The following is an 18,726-nucleotide window of genomic DNA, read 5'->3' as shown; positions in this document are numbered from 1 at the left end:
CGCCGTGCCGCCTTTAAGAGGAGGGCGGCCCGGCCTGTCCGTCCGGCCCGGGAGCGTCGTCCACCGGGGCGTCGTCCGCTGTGTCGCGGCAATGCCGGGGCAGGCTCATGCCGTGTGCAAGCAGTTCCCGTTCAATGGCGCGCAGGCGCAGGGATATGTGGGCATAGCGCTGCACCAGCCTGCGCTGGGTCAATTCCATGCGGGTGCGCTCCATGTCGGAGATGAGCATCCGCACGGCGAAGGCGGCGAGCGCCAGCACGATGAACAGGATGGGCGGATAGTTCACGCCCAAGGCGTGGCCGAGTCTGTCGAAGCCGGAGGGGAAGACGCCGACCAGCACGGCGAACAGTCCGGCTGCCAGCCACCACGCGGCATAGCTGCCGTGCAGCAGGTTGCGCCGCACCAGACGGAAGATCACCGCCCCGGTGAAGAGCGCGATGACGCAGGCGGTGATGCGGTAGCTGACGAACACCTTATCGGTCTCCCTGGCGCGGCGGTTGCGAATCGTATATGAATTGGACGATTGTCCGCACGCAGTCGTCGATGCCGCTCGTGTTGGTTTCAACCCGCACGTCCGGCGCGTCCGGGGTTTCGTACGGGGCCCCGATGCCGGTGTAGTCCGTGCGGCCCTCCCGGCGCGCCCTGGCGTAATTGCCTTTCGGGTCGCGGCTAACGCAGGACTCCAGCGGGCAGCTGACGAATATTTCGCGGTACAGCGGGCCCAGCCGCTGGCGCAGGGCGTTGCGCGTGGCCTGATAGGGCGTGATGAAGGCGCACAGGCACACCTGGCCCTGCTGGGCCACCAGCCTGGCCACCTCGCCGGCCCGGCGCAGGTTCTCCCGCCGGTCCTCCGGGCTGAAGCCGAGGTCGGAACTCAGGCCTGCGCGCATGATGTCGCCGTCCAGCACAAGGCAGGGGTGTCCCTGCGCGCGCAGCAGGTCCGCCGCGCCAAGAGTCAGCGTGGTCTTGCCCGCGCCGGAAAGCCCGGTGAGCCAGTATATTCCCGTCAATTGCTGCGTCATTGCATTCCTTGTCTGTTTGGGGCGCGGCATCGTCCGGACGGTCGCGCCTCGGAAGAGGGGGAAACAGGCGGATCCTTCAGCGGCGCGTACATGCTATGGTTACGGTGTACACCATGTACCGGGCCACTTTCAACCACGACGAAAAGATGTGGGATTTGCCGACCGCGCGGGCGCACATGGCCACGGGCGACTCGCGGATGCGATAGTGGCGTCGGCGCGCCAGGAGCAGGATTCCCAGGTCCTGGTAGTCGGCCAGGGTGGCCTCGGCCGAGAGCATGGCCCGCGTGGCGGGGAGGTTGTAGGCCCGGAATCCGGAGGTGATGTCGTTCAAGGAAAGGCCCGAAAGAAGCTGGAAAAGCCTCCAGGCCAGACGCCTGGCGGCGCTGGCCCGCGCAGTGCATGACCCGATGACGATGTCCGCCTCGTTTGAAAGGATCGGGGCGAGCAGCGAACGTATGTCGTCGGGGGGGTGCTGGCCGTCGCCATCGATGGTGACCACATGGCGGCAGCCCGAGCGCAACGCGTGGAGCATTCCCGCCTGTGCGGCCCCCCAGGCTCCGAGGCGGCAGGGCAGGTCCAGCACCACGGCCCCGGCGGCGCGCGCGGCTTCCGCGGTGCGGTCCGTGCTTGCATCGTTCACCACAACGACCGGGAGTCCCTGGGCGAGAACCGCGGAGACGATGGTGGCGATGGTGGCCTGCTCGTCCAAGGCCGGGATGATGACCATGGTCTGCGGGGGCGCTCCCGGACGGAGTGGCGCGCCAGGCGTCATGGCAGCACCTCCCAAAGGCCGCCGTAGGCGTGGTTCGCCACCACCGGGGCAAAGCCGGGCAGCGGCGCGCCGCTTGGCGCAAGCAGGCGGAAGCCGATGGAGCGGATGGCGCTTTCGTCCACAATGTACAGCCAGGGCGAAAGTTCCGAGGTGACGATGTAGGGACCGGGCACGCCACCGCCAAAGGGCTCGACCAGCGGAGCGCGCGAGGTGACGAATACGCCGCCGAAGTCCGTGTAGCCTTTGGCCAGCACCTCCGGCGGCAGTTCCACCCGCTTGCGGAGCGGGTCGAAGCGGAAGCTCGAACGGCGGAAGCTGTCGATGTGCGGCTTGAACGCCGCCACATCGTGATGACGCGATTTGCCCATGCCGATCCACCACATGGACAGGCGCAGGAAGCGCTGCGGCAAGTACAAAAACACGCGTCCCTGCGGGATGAACCAGTCGATGCCTTGCGCCAGTCGGGGCATTTCGGAGAGGGCCGCGGCCATGTCCGGATTGGAGAGAACCTTTTCAAGGCCGTCCCATGCGGCCTCTTCTCCGCCCCAGGCGGCTGCGAGCGGGGCCAGGGTCTGCTCTCCGCGCAGGGCGAAGAGGCGGATCCAGCGCCGGGCCAGCAGCGGGTTGTCCGAGACCAGCGGCCGCGCGGCGATGTACCCCATGCGCGCGGTCTGGCTGCCGCCGTGGAACAGGGGCGTGAGGCCGCTGCGGGCGGCCAGGAAGTACCCATCGTCCCACCAGTTCCAAAGACGGGCGTCAGGGGGGGCGATGCGCTTGAGCGTCAGGGCGATGCGGTCCTGGGGCTCCTGAAAGGAGAAGCGCAGTTCGTTCGTGGTCTGCGCGTAGACGAGGCTTGCGACCATGGCCGCGCTTGCGCCCCAGGCCAGGCCCACAACAAGACGGGGCTTGGCGAAGAGTGCCTGGAAGCGGCGCGAGCGCAGTCCTTCAGCGACCAGCCAGGGCAGCAGGCCAATGCCGAGGGCTGCGGGAAGGGCCGCGAGGAACACGAAGCGTTGGGCGATCAGGGCAAGCGCCGCCGCTCCCAGTGCGGGCAGCAGGAACAACGCCGGGCGGGGTGAACGCAGGAACAGCAGCCCTGCCGCAGCCAGGGAACATGCGCCGGAGACCGCGTTGCCGCCCAGTTCGCGCAGCAGTTCCAAGGGCGTCAGGGGCGCCAGTTCGTCGATGGAGAGCAGGGCGGCATCGTTGGTGCGGCCAAGGACCATCTTGGCGTGCACGAGCATGTAATCGCGGTACGCGCCCAATCCTTCGGGCAGTGCAGTGTTGGGAAGCAGCAAAAGGGCGGTCGGGATGGCGAGAACGCCGAGAGCGGTGGCGATTCGGATGTTGCGCCAAGTGTTTTCGTGGGCCAGTGGGAAGGTGGCCCCCCAAAGGATGAGGAAAAACGAGACCATGGCTAGGCCAGGCTTCCACCACCAGGCCAGCAGGGCGCTGCAAACGGCCATGAGCAGCGTGTGTGCAGCGGCGGGGCGACCTGGAGCCAAGGACATGCGGGCGGTGGCGAACAGGCCGCCCAGCCAGAAGAAGGCGATGCCGGGATCGGTGTCGAACCAGCCGGGACAGCAGCGGTCGAACCATGCGGGAACCAGGGCTCCGGCCAGGGCCGCCAGCGCGCAATAGCGTTTGGGGGCTCCCAAGAGCCGTCCCCAGGCCCAGCACCAGATTCCGGCCGCGATGCCGAAGAACGCCGGGATCCAGTAGGCCACGAGTTCGACGGGGGAATCGGTCAAGGCGCTCATGAACGCCGCGAGAACGCTTACCGGCGGTTCTGAGGTCCAGAGCGCCTGGCTGGCCAGGAGCGCCTTGGCGCGCCAAAGATGGAAGTAGCCGTCAGATTCCACGAGCATGGGCAGTTTCGAGTCACTATAGGAAACGTGAAAACTGTCCGAAATGCGGTGCAGGCGGATGGCCGAGGCAAGAGCGTATCCCAGCGCCGCGCTGCCACCAGCGGCCAGGGCACCCGTCATGACGGAACGGAGTGTCGATGTGTTGGCTTTCAAAGGCGATATTGGCAAGATGGCCTCCGGGCGCCGCTTGGCTTGAAAAGCTTGTGCTTCAGCGTGAATCAGGTATCTTCTCGTAAACAAAAAATGCACAAGCCTCAAGAGAAGAGCATGATCGTACGGAATTTCGTGCTGTTTGTCGTCCTGGCGCTTGCGATGCCCATCGCAGCGCGCGCCGGTTCGGGCACCGGGCGGGAAGTGTCGATCACCGCTGCGCGCATTCAGGCCGCGCAGGTCTACGAAGGAATGCAGTCCAGGGCGCGGCACGACGCCGAGATCACGGAGAGTGCCCACACGCACCGGGACGAAGAGAAGCCGCACACACGCCGGGATGCTGCTGCGGGGGAAGCCCGGAGCTTGAACGAGAGGCCTTTGGGCGGAAATGGCTCTGGAGCGGGTGTGTCCAAATAGGCCAGGAACACGGCCTTGTCGGCGCTGTTTTTGTGAGGTGTACGAACTTTTTTTGAGGACCACATCTAACTATTTAGCTTGAGTACAATTTTTTTTATTGATTTGTTCCTCACAAGCCTAGACAAGGCTTATCTGATTGCGTATACGTCAACCCAGGAATTTTTAACCGCAAAGAAGGAAAGAAGGAAGGAGGGCTATGAAAACTAACAAACTGATGGCTGCCGCGACGTGCCTTATCGCGATGCTCACGCTTGGCGTGGGGTCTGCGTTCGCCAGCAGCAACGCGACCAACGAGAAGAACCAGTCTCAGATCACCTCGGAAGTGGCCAAGGCCGCAGCTACCGCCAATGTGGGGATGATCGCCACCCGGATTACCGCCATGACCAGCCCCGGCGGACAGGGCAACTCTTCCGGCAACGGCCCCATGGGAATCGGCGTGTGGGCCCTTGGCAGCGGGAGCTATCTGGACAACACGAAGTCCGGGGCCAAATATGATGGCTCTCTCTTCACCGGCATGATCGGCGCCGACAAGCAGTTGGGCGATCTGCTCGTGGGTGTTGCGGTCGGCTACGAGAACCTCGACCTGACCACCAAGTACAACTCCGGCAACATGGAGTATGACGGCTGGTCCGTTGTGCCGTACGTGAGCTACTCCATCACCAAGGATATCGTCCTTGACGCGTCCTTCAGCTACACGTGGCTTGACTACACCATGAAGGACACCCAGGTCGGCGTGAAGTACAGCGACAGCATGGACGCCAACCGCATGGTGACCTCCGCTGGCGTGACTGGCTACCTGGATTGGGACAAGTTCCTGTTCAGCGCCCGCCTTGGCACCCTGTACTTGAACGAGCACCAGGGCAGCTACCGACTGAACGCCACCGACTACAGCAAGTCTGGCATCTACTCCTGGTCCGGCACCTTGGGCCTTCGCGCCCAGTACGACATGGGCGCCTTCAAGCCCTTTGTCGGCGCCACCTACATGCAGGACTTCATGAAGTCCGGCAGCGACGATGTCGACATGTGGGGCACGGACTTCGACCTTGGCTTCAACTACATGCCTGCTGACGGCTGGGTCATCGGCCTCACCGGCACCTACGGCGTCCGCGACGACCTGACCAAGGCCGGCGGTCTCCTGAACGTACGCTACGACTTCTAAGTCGAAGCACAACGCGATTCATAAGGGAGGGGGAGTGTTCCCCCTCCCTTTTTTTATTTTGCGCCAATTCTGATAGTGAAATGCAAGAGGAGAGCAAAAGGGGCTAGGCTGCACGGCATCTTGACATTTTTTTTATTTTTCATGTGCGCATTGCTTGTGCCATGCCGATTGCAGAAGTACCGAAGGCAATTGCTTTGTCCCCCTAGTTTACGAAAAATGACAGGCAGCCTCTTTAAGGTACTGAGGCAGCATTATTCGTCACCGTTTCGACGATCGGACTTTCGTCGATCCCTTGTGTTAGATTTTGACCGTGTGATCGTCTCCCTTTGACTCCAGGCGCAAGTAATCCAAGTCGTTGTTCTCGCGAGAACGCTACGTGTTGCCATTGGGCGCAGGCTGGTGTATTTGATTTCAGAAGAGGGATAATCGAATTGCCGCTTGACCGCCGGAACCAGTCGGAGTGGCCTTGCAATTCTGCAGGGTTCCGTGACAGAAGATTTGAGCAACACGGAATTGCGGGCGGCTTACGTATGGAATGTGTTTTGTTACTTGTGTGAAAAGCGAGAAACTGTAAGAGGGCGTTAGCACTATGCGCAAATTCGTTGTAAACGATTCAGTTGTGGCCGATGAGAGTACCGCCTATGTTATCGCCGAAATTGGTCACAATCACCAAGGCAATCTCGATACTGCGCGAGATATGTTCCTGTGCGCGAAAGATTGCGGCGTTGACGCTGTTAAGCTGCAGAAGCGCGACAATCAAACTTTGTTTTGTAAATCACTATATAATGCACCTTATAATAGTGAGAATGCATACGGTGCAACATATGGTGAGCATCGTGAGGCTCTTGAGTTTGGCGAGTCAGAGTTTAATGTCCTTGTCCCTTACGCGGCGGAACTTGGTTTGGATTTCGCCTGTACCGCATTCGATGTACCCAGTGCGGATTTTCTCGGCATGGTGGGGACCTCGGTCATCAAAATTGCCTCCTGTGATTTGGTGAACACGCCACTATTGCGCCATGTGGCCAGGATGGGCAAGCCCATGGTGGTCTCCACTGGCGGCTGTTCACTAGATGATGTTGTGCGGGCCTACGACACAATAATGCCTCTTAATGCCAATTTCTGCATACTTCAGTGTACTGCGGCCTACCCATGCGAGGCGCAGGATATGAACCTGCGTGTGATTGAGACGTATCTGAAACGCTTCCCGGACATTGTTATCGGCCTATCAGATCACCAGAATGGCATTTCTTTGGCGATGGTTGCTTTCGCGCTGGGTGCACGCGTTTTTGAAAAGCACTTCACACTCAACCGTGCCATGCGCGGCACGGACCATGCCTTTTCCATCGAGCCGACCGGGATGCGCAAACTTGTGCGCGATTTGAAGCGTGCGGAGCAAGCGCTGGGCAGCGCAGACAAGCATTGCTTGCCGATGGAGGAGAAGCCTCTGCTCAAGATGCGCAAGAAGATCGTGGCCGCTCGAAATCTGTCGGTGGGGACAGTCCTCACTGAGGCCGACCTTGCCCTCAAGTGTCCTGGAGACGGCCTGATGCCATACATGCTCGACTCTGTGCTTGGCAAAACGCTGACGCATGTCTTGGTCGAAGACGAGGCGTTGACTCTTGAGATGTTGAAGTAGCTGTCCATGTTCCAATCTTCCTTGTTCGATCTTTGTGACCGTGTTGTTGTCATCACCGGCGGTCTGGGACAACTCGGACGCCAGTTCATGGCGTCTCTGGTCGCCCATGGAGCGAGGGTCGCCGTTGTGGACCTGCCTGTGGTTCCGCCCGACTGGTTCGCTGAGAGCGAGTCCATCTGTTACGTGCACGCGGACGTCACCGACCGGTGCAGCCTTGAAGCCGCCCTTACCTGCATCGCCTCGCGTTGGGAGGCCCCCTTTGGCCTGATCAACAACGCGGCCCTTGATTCTCCGCCGGGCTCTCCGGCAGAGGAGAACGGCCCTTTCGAATCCTATCCGAATGCCTCCTTCCGTAGGGTGATGGAGGTCAACGTGACGGGCGTGTTTCTTGCCTGCCAGGTGTTTGGCGGGGCCATGGCCAAAGCCGGGCGCGGATCCGTGGTGAATATCGGCTCCACATATGGACTGGTGTCTCCCAACCAGGATCTCTACCAATTCCGCCGCGATGCGGGCGAGGAGTTCTTCAAGCCTGTGGCGTATAGCGTCTCCAAGTCCGCCTTGTTGAACATGACGCGCTATCTCGCAACGTATTGGGGCGAGGCCGGGGTGCGCGTGAACACGCTGTGCTTCGGGGGCGTGTTCAACAACCAGGACGAACGGTTCTTGGTAGAGTATGCCAAGCGCGTGCCCATGCGGCGAATGGCTCGCGAGGATGAGTACAACGGTGCGGCGGTGTTCCTTATGTCCGATGCATCGTCCTACATGACGGGGGCGACGATGATTATCGACGGGGGCTGGACGGCCTGGTAGACTGCCGATGCCAAGACGCGATGCCACCGCCACCAACAGCTGTGCGCTGCGCGGCTTGTTTTATTCATGATGAGCGTTCCGGCCAATGGAACGCAGCGAATGAAAAGAGCGAGGAGAGCCTATGGCCCTGAAGATCAAGCCTGGGCAGGTGGTGCCTGAGCACTGGACCAGCAACGACTGGGAAGAAAAGGCTCGTGAGAATCCGCTGTATGCTGTCATGACCACGCCCGATCTCATTGAGGCGGATGCGGAGAATTTCAGTCCCGAGATGCTGGAGAGCTTTTTTGCCAAAGGGCAGCGAGTCTTTGCCAAACACATCGCTCCGCGTATTCCCCTGGTGCGGACCGGAGCAGACACACCTTACATGGTGGAATACGGCTGCGGCATGGGGCGTATCCTGAAGGCCGTGCTGGAGGCCGGACACCCATGCTCCGGCATCGATATTTCGCCAACCATGCTCAGGCATTGCCGCGACCTCGTCCCCGGAGTGCGCTCTCTGCACCTGCTGGACGAGAATAACCGCTGCGATTTGGACGACGCCTGCGCCGATGTGGTGTTTTCCTTCGCTGTGCTCAAGCACATCCACCGGCTTTCCATTTACGCCTGCGCTGTGGACGAAATGCTGCGGGTGCTCAAGCCCGGCGGTCTGCTCATGCTCAACGTCAACTGCCAGGACTTCGAGCGCACGGGCTTCGACAATCCGCACCGCACGGAAAACTTCGAGGAATACAGTCTGCACTTTGAGCCGGGCAAGGATAAGCCCTACCAGCGCAGGGCCTATACCACCTGGAGCGGCGTTTACATTGGGTACGACTGGTTGAAGCACCGCCTGGACAATGGCGGAGTCAGCGTGCTCGATACCTACTACCATACCTTGAAGAAGAAGCAGGGCATCTGGCTGGTGGGGACCAAGGGCGATTCTCGGCCGTTCTCCTCAGCAGTGAAATGACGGGAGAGACATGCCGAAGATTCTGGTCACCGGCGGCGCTGGGTACATTGGATCGCATACTTGCCTTGCCCTTGTGCAAGGCGGTTACGATGTGCTCGTTCTGGACAATCTCTCCACCGGTCGCAAGGAGATGGTGCTGCCCCCGGCGCGTCTTGTGCACGGCGACCTGTCGGATTCAGGCCTTGTGCGCGAACTGCTGCACAGGGAGGCCCCGGACGCGGTAATCCATTTCGCTGCAAGCATTGTGGCTCCCGAATCCGTTGCCGCCCCTCTGAAGTATTACTGCAATAACGTGTCCACAACGGCCTCGTTGGCGCTCGCCGTGGTGGAGGCGCGCGTGCCGCACTTCGTGTTTTCTTCCAGCGCTGCGGTCTACGGGACGGCCCAAGGCTGCACTGTGGACGAGGCGAGCCCTGTGGAGCCCATCACCCCTTATGGCAGCAGCAAGCTCATGTGCGAACGGATCCTCCATGATGCGGCGCTCGCGCATCCGGGATTTGTTCCAGTAAGCCTCCGCTACTTCAACGTCGCCGGTGCCGATCCCGAAGGTCGCCTCGGCAATGTCACGCCAGACGCGACGCATCTCATCAAGGTGGCCTGCCTGACTGCGCTGAGGGTCCGTCCCGTCTTACAGGTTTTTGGAACGGACTATCCCACGCCTGATGGCACCTGTACGCGTGACTATGTGCATGTTTCCGATTTGGCCGACGTGCATGTGGCCATGCTGCGCCACCTGGAGCAAGGCGGCCGGGGTGGGGTGTTCAATTGCGGGTACGGGCGGGGGTTCAGTGTCCGCCAGATTGTGGAAACCGTGCGCAAGGTGAGCGGCGTTGATTTTCCCGTCGAGCATGTGGACCGCAGGCCGGGCGACCCGCCGAGCCTGGTGGCCGACTGCTCCAAGCTGGTGAAGGCCACAGGCTGGAAGCCCCGGCGCGATGCAATCGAGGACATCGTGCGCGACACCCTGGAGTGGGAGCGGCGCAGGTTGCGGCAGGCGGCAGACTAGGCGCTTTGGGTCTCGGGGCTTTCGGGTTGCCTGGGCAGCGAGTTTTTGGCAGACTTTGTGCCCCATTACGAAGCAAGGCCGTCTGGCCGACCACGGGGCGAGGAACCACAAGCAAGGACCGCTCATGAGCATTCCACATATGGTGCCGAACTGGATCGGTGGGGTGGAACAGCCCGCCATTCTGGGCAAGCTTTTCGACAAGATCAGTCCGACCGATGGGCGGGTGCTGTCCCGTTGTGCCGCCTCCACTGCGCAGGACGTTGACGCTGCGCTTTGCGCCGCCGAGGCCGCACAGCCCGCCTGGGGGGCGTTGCCCGCCGTGCGGCGCGGCATGATTCTTCATGAAGTCGTGCTGGGAATGCGTTCCCGCCGTGACGAGCTTGCGGAGATGGTGGCGCTTGAGACGGGCAAGTCCCGCAAGGAGGCGCTGGGCGAGGTTGACGGCGCCGCCGCCCTTGGCCTGTTCTACGCCAGCGAGGGCCAGCGGCTGTACGGCAAGACCTGCACCAGCGCGGTGGACGGCCGCACCACCCTCATGCTCCGCCAGCCCGTGGGCGTGGCCGGGCTCATCATCGCCGCGAATACGCCCATCGCCAACGTGGCCTGGAAGGTTTTTCCGGCCTTGGTCTGCGGCAACGCCGCTGTGCTCAAAGCCGCGGAGGACACTCCCGGCACGGCATGGCTCTTCGGGCACATCGCCCACCAGACCGGGCTACCAGCAGGGGTGTTGAGCATCGTGCAGGGGACCGGGCTTGAGGCCGGAGCCCCCCTGGTTGCGGACGCCCGCGTGGGAGTGGTCAGCTTCACGGGCTCCACGGCAGTGGGCCGGAGCATCTCGGAGGTCTGCGCCGGGAGGTTGGCCAAGGTCTCCCTTGAACTCGGCGGCAAGAACCCCTTTGTGGTCTGCGACGATGCGGACCTGGAGCGGGCCGTTAGCTTCGCTGTGCTCTCTGCCTTCAGCAACGCCGGACAGCGTTGCGCCTCGGCCAGCCGCTTCATCGTCTTCGATTCCGTCTACGAGGAGTTCCGGTCTCGTTTTGTGGAGCGCACGCGTGACCTCAAGGTCGGTACTGCCGATAACGACGATCTTGGCCCGGTGATCAACGAGCGGCAGTTGCACTCCATGCTTGCCACCGTGGACGAGGCGCGCCTGATGGGAGCGGTCGTGCTCGAAGGTGGGCACAGGATGACGGGCCCTGCCCACGCCCAAGGCTTCTACGTGGCGCCCACCATCCTGGAAGACGTGGACCCGCAGTGGACCATTTCGCGCAAGGAGCTCTTCGGACCCATTGCCTGTCTGTACCGGGCCCCCGGTTTTGAGGCGGCCCTGGCCCTGGCCAATGATTCGCCATACGGGCTCACGGCCTGCATCCATACCCGCGACATGAACCGCGCTATACGCTTCATGCACGCCATGCAGGCCGGGGTGGTGTCCATCAACGGAGCCACCTACGGCAGCGAGCCACACATGCCTTTCGGCGGATTCAAGGATTCTGGAAACGGAACGCGCGAGCCCGGCACCGAGGCCATTAACATCTATTCCGAGTTGAAAAATGTCTTTATCCACGCAGACCCGACACAGGTCTGAGGGCATGCCCGGCGTGGTGGCCCTCATCCCCGCGCGGGGTGGGTCCAAGCGGGTGCCAGGCAAGAACATCCGTCTGCTCGGCGGCCACCCTTTGCTGGCCTACTCCATCCTCGCCGCACGGGCCAGCGGTGTATTCTCGGATGTCGTCCTCTCCACGGACAGCGCAGAATACGCCGAGGTGGGACAGAGGTACGGGGCCAGCGTGCCCTTCATGCGTCCGGTGGAATTCGCTGGAGACCTCTCTCCGGACATCGAGTGGGTGCGCTTCACGCTCTCTCGCCTGGGCGAACAGGGCGCGTGCCCGGACTGCTTTAGCATCCTCAGGCCCACCAGCCCCTTTCGCACGCCGCAAACCATCCGACGGGCCTGGGAGCAGTTCGTGGCCGAAGAGGGCGCGGATTCCCTGCGGGCCATAGAGCCTTGCGCGCAGCATCCAGGGAAGATGTGGGTGCTGCGTGGCCGCAGAATGCTTCCGCTCCTGCCCCTGGGCGAGAGCGACCGGCCCTGGCACAGCTGCCAGTATCAGGCGCTGCCCATGGTCTACGTGCAGAACGCCAGTCTGGAGATGGCCTGGAGCCGTGTCCCCCTTGAGGGGGGAACCATCGCCGGGGAGGCGGTTGTGCCTTTCTTGACCCAAGGGTATGAAGGCTTCGACATCAACAGGCCCGAGGATTGGGAACGGGCGGAGCGGCTTTTGGCAGAGGGGCAGGTCTCATTGCCGCACATGCCGTCTGCCTCGGCATAGCCCTCGGATCCAAACAACGCTCAAGCTCGAAGGAATCTCTTATGCCCACGCCGTGCATCATAACCCGCGAGGACATCGCCCGTGTGCGCGCCTCCGTCTCCGACCGCCACACCCGCGCCGAACTTACCGCCGATCTGTGCCGCCTGAACACCTTGGCCGCAGTCAAGATCGCCGGGTCCGGCCATCTTGGTTCCAGCCTGTCGGCCATGGACATCGTGGTCTGGCTGTACACGGAGGTGATGAACACCCTTGAGGTGGGCGTGGGCAGCCCCCATCGCGATGTCTACTTTTCGTCCAAGGGGCACGATGCGCCGGGTCTGTACGCCCTCCTGTACGCCATGGGCGTCATCAAGGAGGAGAAATTGCTGCTTCTGCGCCGCCTGGGCGGGCTCGACGGCCACCCGGACGTGAAGATTCCAGGAGTGGAGGCCAACACAGGCTCCCTGGGCATGGGCATTGGCAAGGGGCGCGGCATGGCCGTGGGCAAAACCCTGCAGGGTCACGGCGGCACGGTTTACGTGCTTCTAGGCGATGGCGAGTTGCAGGAGGGGCAGATATACGAATCCCTGCAAACCACTGCGCAGCAGAAGACGGGCAACCTTGTGGTCATAGTGGACCACAACAAGGTGCAGAGCGACAAGTTTGTAAGCCAGATAACCGACCTGGGCGACCTTGAGGCCAAGTTCCGCGTCTTCGGCTGGCATGTGGAGCGCTGCGACGGCAACAGCATGGCTGCGCTCGACGCCGCTCTGACCCGCCTGCGCGAGGTCGCCGGCCCCCGGATACTCATTGCCGACACCATCAAGGGCCGCGGGGTGAGCTTCATGGAGCACCCCAGCGCAATGCCGGAGGCCCAGTCCCTGTACCCGTGGCACTCCGGCGCGCCTGCGGATGAACCTTTTGCTCGCGCCTGGGGCGAACTGCTGGCAAGGGTGAACGCCCGGCTTGAGGGGCTGGGCATCGCCCCCGTGGCACCAAAGGAGGTTTCGCCCCGGCCCAAGGCCCCAAGCGGGGTAACGCGCGAATACGTGGCCGATGCTTATGGCAAGGCCCTTGTGGAGCTTGCCCGCGCCAACGAGAAGATAGTGGTGCTGGACGGAGATCTGGCCGCCGACTGCCGGGTGCGGCTCTTTGAACAGACTTTTCCCGAGCGCTTCGTGGAGAACGGCATCGCCGAGATGGACATGGTTTCCATGGCCGGAGGCCTGGCCCGCGCGGGCATGGTTCCGGTGGTCAACACCTTCGCCTCGTTTCTGGCCTCGCGCCCCAATGAGCAGATCTACAATAACGCCTCGGAGCGGACCAAGATCATCTATGTGTGTCATTACGCCGGGCTGATTCCCGCCGGGCCGGGCAAGTCGCACCAGAGCCTCCGTGATATCTCGCTCCTGGGCGCCACGCCGGGCATCACCATGCTCCAGCCCTGTAACTCCGAAGAGACGGAGCAGGCGCTTTCCTGGTGCGTGAACAAGAATCCAAAGAGCAGTATGCTCAGGCTCATCATCGGCCCTTCGCCCCGGCGCATAGAGTTGCCACCGGATTATGCCCTTCGTCCGGGCTGGGGCACGGTGCTGCGCCAGGGGACCGATGCCGTGCTCATCTCCTACGGGCCGGTGATGCTGCACGAGGCGCTGGGCGCTGCCGAAATCCTGGCAGAAAAGGGCTTCAGCCTCATGGTGGTGAACATGCCCTGGCTGAACTGCGCTGAAACCTATTGGCTGGCCTCTTTGATCAGTCGCTTCTCCACTCTGCACGTGCTGGAGGACCACTCGCCCGTGGGCGGCCTGGGGGATTGCCTTTCCCGCGTGCTGCACAAGAAGGGCCTGGGAGCGGGGGTCACCGTGCGCACTTTCGGGGTGGAAGGCTGGCCCGCCTGCGGTACGCCGCCCGAGGCTTTGGAAGCCCATGGCCTGGACGCCAAGTCCCTGGCCGAGGCCTTCTTGAAGGCTGGTCCAACCGCCGTGCCGGGCTGGTCTCTGGCGCGGGCACGTGGGGAGATTGGACACAAGCCGCCCAAGCCCGCCCCTTTTGTTGGCGTCATCTCCATGCACAAGTGCGGCTCGCAGACCGCTTACTGGACGGCAAAGGGTTCCTTTCCCGGCTGTCTTGTGAGACATGCCCACGGGCTTTCGACCTTTCATGTCCAAGTAACCCCGTCCAAGTTGCAGGAGATTGTCGCAACGCGCATGGCGTGCGCCAACAGTAGCGCCAAGCCTGTCATCATCACGCTTACGCGTGAGCCTCTGGCCGTGCTGCGCTCCGCACTTTTCCATAAGTACGGGGAGAAGGTGCGGGACTATTTTGCCGGCAGTCTGTCTGCGCAGAGCTTCGACAATTTTTTCGAGCAATTCGCCTGCAGCTTTGTCCTGCGGTTTCGAAACTATTTCGACCGGGAGATACGGGATGTCTTCGGCGTTGACGTGTTGTCTCTTCCAAGCCCAGAACCGGCCGGGTATGTCATCGGAGAGGGCGAGCTGGCCAGGGTGGCCGTTATCCGTCTGGAGGACTTCAACCGCGTGTACGCCGAGGTGTACCGCGCCCTGGGCGGCGAGCCTCCCATACAGCCCGTGTGCCGCAACGTGGCCGAGGGGAACCCGGACTACGAGCGCTTCAAAGCGGAATACGCCATTGCGCCGGAGATCGTCGCCGCCGTGCGGAGCTTCCCCTGGTACCGGCACATGTACCCGGAGACGGCGGGCCGTGCGGCAGGATAGGGCGGACGGGCGCGGATGACTGCGCTTCGGGCGCAGGCGCAAGGCAGAACCATGAGGCGGCAGGGATGACAGAGCAGGCAGTGCCTTCTGGCGGCGCACAGTGCATCGGGGGCCAGGGCGAACGCCCCCAAGTGGTCGAAGTGCACATTCGCCCGTACGCCAGCACCCCGGCCTACAGTCTGCGGGAGCTCTGGTCCTACCGGGCACTGCTCAAGAGCCTGCTGTGGCGCAACATCCGCATGCAGTACGACGACCTGGGCCTGGGCTTCTTCTGGGCCGTGGCCCGGCCTCTGGCTATGCTCGGCGTGTTTCTGTTCATCAAGCAGAATTCCAAGGCGAACGTGCAGTTGGAGATTCCATATTCCCTGTACTTCTTCTCCGGAATCATACTGTGGTTCCTGTTTGCGGAGGGCGCGCGAGATGTGTCCCGCTCCATCGACAAGGAAGCGGGCATCCTCAAGCGGGTGTACTTCCCCCGGCTCATCCCCCCACTGGCGGCATCGTTGTCCGGGGTCTACTCGCTGTTTCTTTGCTGCATCCCGCTGGCGGTCATGATGCTCTTTCTGCAGGTGGGGCCGGGGCTGCGCATTTTGCTTTTGCCACTGCCCGTTTTGCTGTGCCTGCTGCTCACCTATGGGGTGGGCACGGCCTTCGCCGCGCTCAACGCCATCAGCCGCGATTTTGAGAAGATCTTTCAGCTGTGCCTGTATCTCGGCCTGTTCGTCTCCCCTGTGCTGTATTCTCCGGCCATGCTGAACGATCGCGCCCAGCTCATTGTGGCCCTCAATCCCATGGCCGGGATATTGCTGTCTTTCCGGTCCTGCCTGTTCGCCGACTACCCCTTCCCTCTGTGGCAGTTCCTGTACTCGGCCGGGTTCGCCCTGTGCATGGTGGTGGTGGGCACGCGCATGTTCCGCAAGGCGGAGGAGTACTTCGTTGACCAGCTGTAACGCCCAAGGGGCGGCCCCCATGAAGCCCATCATCAGTGTTCGGGGGCTTTCCAAACAATATTCCAAGGGAAGCGCCGCACACAGCGCGGGCCGAATGCGCTTGCGCGATACTCTGTTGCTGCCCGGCCAGATCATGCTCGGGTTGCTCAAACCCTCGCCGGAGAAGCTTTTCTGGGCGCTCAAGGACATCAGTTTCGATGTTGAGCCGGGCGAACGCTTTGGCATCATTGGCCGCAATGGTTCGGGCAAGACCACGTTGATGCGCATTTTGTCCCGTTTGGCCTACCCCACGGAGGGAACAGCCGTTTTGCGCGGACGCAGTACAGCGCTATTCGGCGTCGGGGTCGGATTCAAGCCGAGCCTCACCGGCAGGGAGAACATCTTCCAGGACGCAGCCCTGCACGGGATGACGCGCGCTGAGGTAACGGAGAAGCTGCCGGAGATCATCGAGTTTTCCGGGCTCAAGGACTTTATCGACATGCCCGTGCGGCACTATTCCAAGGGCATGGTGTCGCGTTTGGCGTTTTCCGTGGCGGCCCATTTGGAACCGGACATCCTGATGCTCGACGAAGTTCTTTCCGGCGGTGACATGGCCTTCCAGAAGAAGTGCCTGGGACGGATGAACCAGAAGGCCATGGGCGGGCGCGCCCTGTTGTTCATATCCCACAGCCTGAGCGAGGTGGTGCGCCTGTGCGAACGGGTCATGTGGCTGGAGGACGGCCGCATCATTGAAATAGGGCCTGCTGCGGAGGTGACCAAAAACTACACCCGGCGCATGATGAGCCTGCAGGCTGCAGTGGGCGTGGAGCAGGCGCGCAAGCAGGCCGCCAAGATGGCGCCAGAGGACAAAGGCGCTGACCGGGGCGGCCCCGGAGCGGCGTTTCTTGGCGCTTTCATTTCCGAGCCGGGCGGCGAGCCCGCAGAGCAGCTCTACCGCGAGAAGCCCGTCCGCATAACGCTGCGCTTCCTGGCCCTGCGCGACGACATCGTCTTGCTGCCCGTCATCCACCTTATGAAGGACGGGGTGCATGTGCTCACCTCACACCCTGCGGAGGCGCTGCGCTGGACCGTGGGAACCACCTGCACGGCCAGCGTGGACATCCCCGCTGACCTGTTGAACCGGGGAGAGTACTCCGTGACCCTGGGCGTGGTCACCCCGGCGCGGCCAAAGTGGCGACACTTCTACCTGGAAAGCTCCTTATGCTTCAACATCGTACAGGAGTTCCACCCGGAGAGCCTGTTTGCCGACGCCTACAGGGGCGTGGTGCGGCCCAGCCTGCCCTGGACGATGACCGATGAACACCCCGCCGCCGGGGGCGCGAAATGAGCGACCGGCACAAAACTTCGGGCCTGCTTTCCCTGCCGGGTGCGGCTTCGCCCGTGCTGCTTGTGGGCTGCTCACGCTCCGGTACAACCATAATGGTGCGGTTTCTTGAGGCCTTGGGGCTGCACATGGGCGTGGAGCAGAGCGGCAATAGGGAGTCGCGGGTGTTTCAGAACCTGAACCGCTCCTTGCTGGACATGCTGGGCGCGTCCTGGCGCTGCGTCGAGCATTTGTCCACGGTGGAGCAGTTGGGCGAGCAGCACGGCTCTCTCGTAAAGCAGGCGGTCGCCGCCCTCGAGTCCCACGTCTTGGTGGAGCATTTTGGACCGAACACGGTGGAGTTGCTTGCCAGACCAGCGCTTTGCTGGGGCTGGAAGGATCCCCGGACCTCGCTCCTGCTCCCCATTTGGCGGCGCATATTTCCACAGGCCAAGGTGATCCACATGCTGCGCGACGGCCGCGAAGTGGCCCAGAGCTTGAAACTGCGCGAGGATAGACGCCACAAGGGGCGTCCCTGGCGTAGCGGGGAGCAGGAGTGCGCGCGCTTCCAGGCCGACATCGAGGTCTGGCTGGACTATGTGCGGCGCATCGGCCAAGCGCTGCCGCTTTTCCCGCAGAGTCTGACCCTGCGCTATGAGAGCCTTTTGGCTGATCCCGCCGCTGTCCTTGAGCGCCTGGCCGGGTTTCTTGGTTTGCCGTTCCCGCGGGACGCTGGGGCGGTTGCCGGGTTGGTGGAAGGCTTTGTCCCCAGCTCGCGCCGCACGTCCCTGTCTATCGCGCCTTGGGCCTGGCTGGACGCCGAGGTGGACCAGGAATTGGCGTACTGGGACGAGGGTGGACGGCGGGCACCGGAGGAATCAACGGCGCGGGGACTGCCCAAGGCTGCTGCCAGGACCATGAGTGCGGGTGACGAACATTATACTGCCTACGTGGGGCCGCCGGAATTGTACGATGTGCAGGGGGCTTCGCAGTTCCGTCTGTTGTGCGCTCTGGGCCTGCGCTCCGGACACCGGCTGCTCGATTTCGGTTGTGGTTCGCTGCGCGCCGGGAGGCTGCTCATCCCCTACCTGGACCCCGCCTGCTACCACGGGGTTGAGCCCAACGCCTGGCTGGTGCGCGATGTTCAGACACGGGAGCTTGGCCGTGATATTTTCCACCTCAAGCAGCCGAGGATCAGCACTGATGCCGACTTCGGCCTCGAAGGCATCGGGGGAGGCTTCGACTACGTCTTGTGCCAGTCCGTGCTCTCGCACTGCGGACCGGAGCTTGCCCTACAGGTGCTTGGCACGTTGGCGCGGGCGTTGGCGCCTCGCGGCCGCATGGCCCTGACCTTTAAGCTCGCTTCTGGGAAGGCAGACACACGGCCAGAGGGCTGGGTGTATCCGTCCTGCGTGCTCTACAACCGCGCCGAGGTGGATGCCATGTTCGCGCAGGTTGGGCTCAAGGCCGCGCCTCTGCGCTGGTTCCATCGCAGCCAAGTCTGGTTCCTCGCGGCCCTGGATGAGGAGCTCCTGCCGTCCGAGGCCCAGTGGGAGGCCGCCGTTTTTGGGGGCGGGCTTGGAGTGCTGCAGCCGCTCGGCAGGGCAGGGGACTGAGGTCGCCTTCGGTGGCAGGGG

16 protein-coding genes are annotated in these 18,726 nt (G+C 62.7%); 12 read left to right on the top strand and 4 right to left on the bottom strand.

From position 1 onward, the window contains the following. Nucleotides 1–13: 13 nt before the first annotated feature. From CHB73_RS02765 to CHB73_RS02750, 4 genes are read right to left on the bottom strand one after another with little or no spacing between them, the layout of a single operon-like run. Nucleotides 14–472, bottom strand: a complete 459-nt coding sequence (locus CHB73_RS02765; RefSeq protein WP_179216862.1) for a DUF2304 domain-containing protein — start codon at nt 470–472, stop codon at nt 14–16. 1 nt (nt 473) lies between these two features. Next, nucleotides 474–1,052 carry an adenylyl-sulfate kinase gene (cysC, locus tag CHB73_RS02760; RefSeq protein ID WP_089271821.1) on the bottom strand — a complete coding sequence of 193 codons (579 nt, stop codon included), beginning with the start codon at nt 1,050–1,052 and terminating at the stop codon, nt 474–476. 46 nt (nt 1,053–1,098) lie between these two features. Then, the gene (locus tag CHB73_RS02755) at nt 1,099–1,794 is read right to left on the bottom strand and encodes a glycosyltransferase family 2 protein (protein WP_089271819.1); all 696 of its coding nucleotides are present in this window, start codon (nt 1,792–1,794) and stop codon (nt 1,099–1,101) included. Next, nucleotides 1,791–3,782, bottom strand: a complete 1,992-nt coding sequence (locus tag CHB73_RS02750; protein WP_089271817.1) for a hypothetical protein — start codon at nt 3,780–3,782, stop codon at nt 1,791–1,793. The genes CHB73_RS02755 and CHB73_RS02750 overlap by 4 nt, the downstream gene beginning before the upstream one ends. 93 nt (nt 3,783–3,875) lie before the next feature. Here CHB73_RS02750 and CHB73_RS02745 point away from each other — a divergent pair, with 93 nt between their 5' ends. The 12 genes from CHB73_RS02745 (at nt 3,876) to CHB73_RS02690 (ending at nt 18,705) form a co-directional block, all read left to right on the top strand. Continuing rightward, nucleotides 3,876–4,229, top strand: a complete 354-nt coding sequence (locus CHB73_RS02745) for a hypothetical protein (protein ID WP_143337293.1) — start codon at nt 3,876–3,878, stop codon at nt 4,227–4,229. A gap of 196 nt (nt 4,230–4,425) precedes the next feature. Further along, nucleotides 4,426–5,388, top strand: a complete 963-nt coding sequence (locus CHB73_RS02740; RefSeq protein ID WP_089271813.1) for an autotransporter outer membrane beta-barrel domain-containing protein — start codon at nt 4,426–4,428, stop codon at nt 5,386–5,388. A 589-nt stretch (nt 5,389–5,977) separates the two neighbouring features. Then, nucleotides 5,978–7,024, top strand: coding sequence for an N-acetylneuraminate synthase family protein (locus CHB73_RS02735; protein WP_089271811.1), 1,047 nt, complete (start codon nt 5,978–5,980; stop codon nt 7,022–7,024). 6 nt (nt 7,025–7,030) lie between these two features. Continuing rightward, nucleotides 7,031–7,834, top strand: coding sequence for an SDR family oxidoreductase (locus CHB73_RS02730; protein ID WP_089271808.1), 804 nt, complete (start codon nt 7,031–7,033; stop codon nt 7,832–7,834). Nucleotides 7,835–7,955: 121 nt separating this feature from the next. Next, entirely contained in the window at nt 7,956–8,783 is an 828-nt protein-coding gene (locus CHB73_RS02725) for a class I SAM-dependent methyltransferase (protein WP_089271806.1), read from the top strand. A 10-nt stretch (nt 8,784–8,793) separates the two neighbouring features. Continuing rightward, nucleotides 8,794–9,789, top strand: coding sequence for a UDP-glucose 4-epimerase GalE (galE, locus tag CHB73_RS02720; protein WP_089271804.1), 996 nt, complete (start codon nt 8,794–8,796; stop codon nt 9,787–9,789). Nucleotides 9,790–9,913: 124 nt separating this feature from the next. Then, a complete protein-coding gene (locus CHB73_RS02715) occupies nt 9,914–11,377 on the top strand; it encodes an aldehyde dehydrogenase family protein (protein ID WP_089271802.1) in 1,464 nt (487 codons plus the stop codon). Between the two features lie 4 nt (nt 11,378–11,381). Next, nucleotides 11,382–12,122: an acylneuraminate cytidylyltransferase family protein gene (locus CHB73_RS02710; protein ID WP_089271800.1), complete on the top strand. Its 741-nt coding sequence runs from the start codon at nt 11,382–11,384 to the stop codon at nt 12,120–12,122. A gap of 41 nt (nt 12,123–12,163) precedes the next feature. Continuing rightward, nucleotides 12,164–14,836 carry a transketolase C-terminal domain-containing protein gene (locus CHB73_RS02705; RefSeq protein WP_089271798.1) on the top strand — a complete coding sequence of 891 codons (2,673 nt, stop codon included), beginning with the start codon at nt 12,164–12,166 and terminating at the stop codon, nt 14,834–14,836. Between the two features lie 65 nt (nt 14,837–14,901). Further along, on the top strand, nt 14,902–15,786 hold the full coding sequence (locus CHB73_RS02700; protein WP_089271796.1) for an ABC transporter permease: 885 nt from the start codon (nt 14,902–14,904) through the stop codon (nt 15,784–15,786). Nucleotides 15,787–15,805: 19 nt separating this feature from the next. Further along, a complete protein-coding gene (locus CHB73_RS02695; RefSeq protein WP_089271794.1) occupies nt 15,806–17,113 on the top strand; it encodes an ABC transporter ATP-binding protein in 1,308 nt (435 codons plus the stop codon). After that, nucleotides 17,110–18,705, top strand: coding sequence for a sulfotransferase (locus CHB73_RS02690; protein WP_089271792.1), 1,596 nt, complete (start codon nt 17,110–17,112; stop codon nt 18,703–18,705). Before CHB73_RS02695 ends, CHB73_RS02690 begins: the two co-directional genes overlap by 4 nt. Nucleotides 18,706–18,726 lie beyond the last annotated feature (21 nt).

It is taken from the genome of Humidesulfovibrio mexicanus, from assembly GCF_900188225.1.
Classification (GTDB): domain Bacteria; phylum Desulfobacterota; class Desulfovibrionia; order Desulfovibrionales; family Desulfovibrionaceae; genus Humidesulfovibrio; species Humidesulfovibrio mexicanus.
The sequence above is the reverse complement of the archived record's forward strand: the minus strand, read 5'-3'. Positions and strand labels throughout refer to the sequence as shown.

Bases quoted from the DNA above. Each gene is read 5' to 3' on its own strand.
- CHB73_RS02705 (WP_089271798.1), top strand. From the start codon at position 12,164: ATGCCCACGCCGTGCATCATAACCCGCGAGGACATCGCCCGTGTGCGC.
- CHB73_RS02695 (WP_089271794.1), top strand. From the start codon at position 15,806: ATGAAGCCCATCATCAGTGTTCGGGGGCTTTCCAAACAATATTCCAAG.
- CHB73_RS02755 (WP_089271819.1), bottom strand. From the start codon at position 1,794: ATGACGCCTGGCGCGCCACTCCGTCCGGGAGCGCCCCCGCAGACCATG.
- galE (WP_089271804.1), top strand. From the start codon at position 8,794: ATGCCGAAGATTCTGGTCACCGGCGGCGCTGGGTACATTGGATCGCAT.
- CHB73_RS02700 (WP_089271796.1), top strand. From the start codon at position 14,902: ATGACAGAGCAGGCAGTGCCTTCTGGCGGCGCACAGTGCATCGGGGGC.
- cysC (WP_089271821.1), bottom strand. From the start codon at position 1,052: ATGCCGCGCCCCAAACAGACAAGGAATGCAATGACGCAGCAATTGACG.
- CHB73_RS02740 (WP_089271813.1), top strand. From the start codon at position 4,426: ATGAAAACTAACAAACTGATGGCTGCCGCGACGTGCCTTATCGCGATG.
- CHB73_RS02715 (WP_089271802.1), top strand. From the start codon at position 9,914: ATGAGCATTCCACATATGGTGCCGAACTGGATCGGTGGGGTGGAACAG.
- CHB73_RS02730 (WP_089271808.1), top strand. From the start codon at position 7,031: ATGTTCCAATCTTCCTTGTTCGATCTTTGTGACCGTGTTGTTGTCATC.
- CHB73_RS02735 (WP_089271811.1), top strand. From the start codon at position 5,978: ATGCGCAAATTCGTTGTAAACGATTCAGTTGTGGCCGATGAGAGTACC.
- CHB73_RS02725 (WP_089271806.1), top strand. From the start codon at position 7,956: ATGGCCCTGAAGATCAAGCCTGGGCAGGTGGTGCCTGAGCACTGGACC.
- CHB73_RS02710 (WP_089271800.1), top strand. From the start codon at position 11,382: ATGCCCGGCGTGGTGGCCCTCATCCCCGCGCGGGGTGGGTCCAAGCGG.
- CHB73_RS02750 (WP_089271817.1), bottom strand. From the start codon at position 3,782: ATGACGGGTGCCCTGGCCGCTGGTGGCAGCGCGGCGCTGGGATACGCT.
- CHB73_RS02690 (WP_089271792.1), top strand. From the start codon at position 17,110: ATGAGCGACCGGCACAAAACTTCGGGCCTGCTTTCCCTGCCGGGTGCG.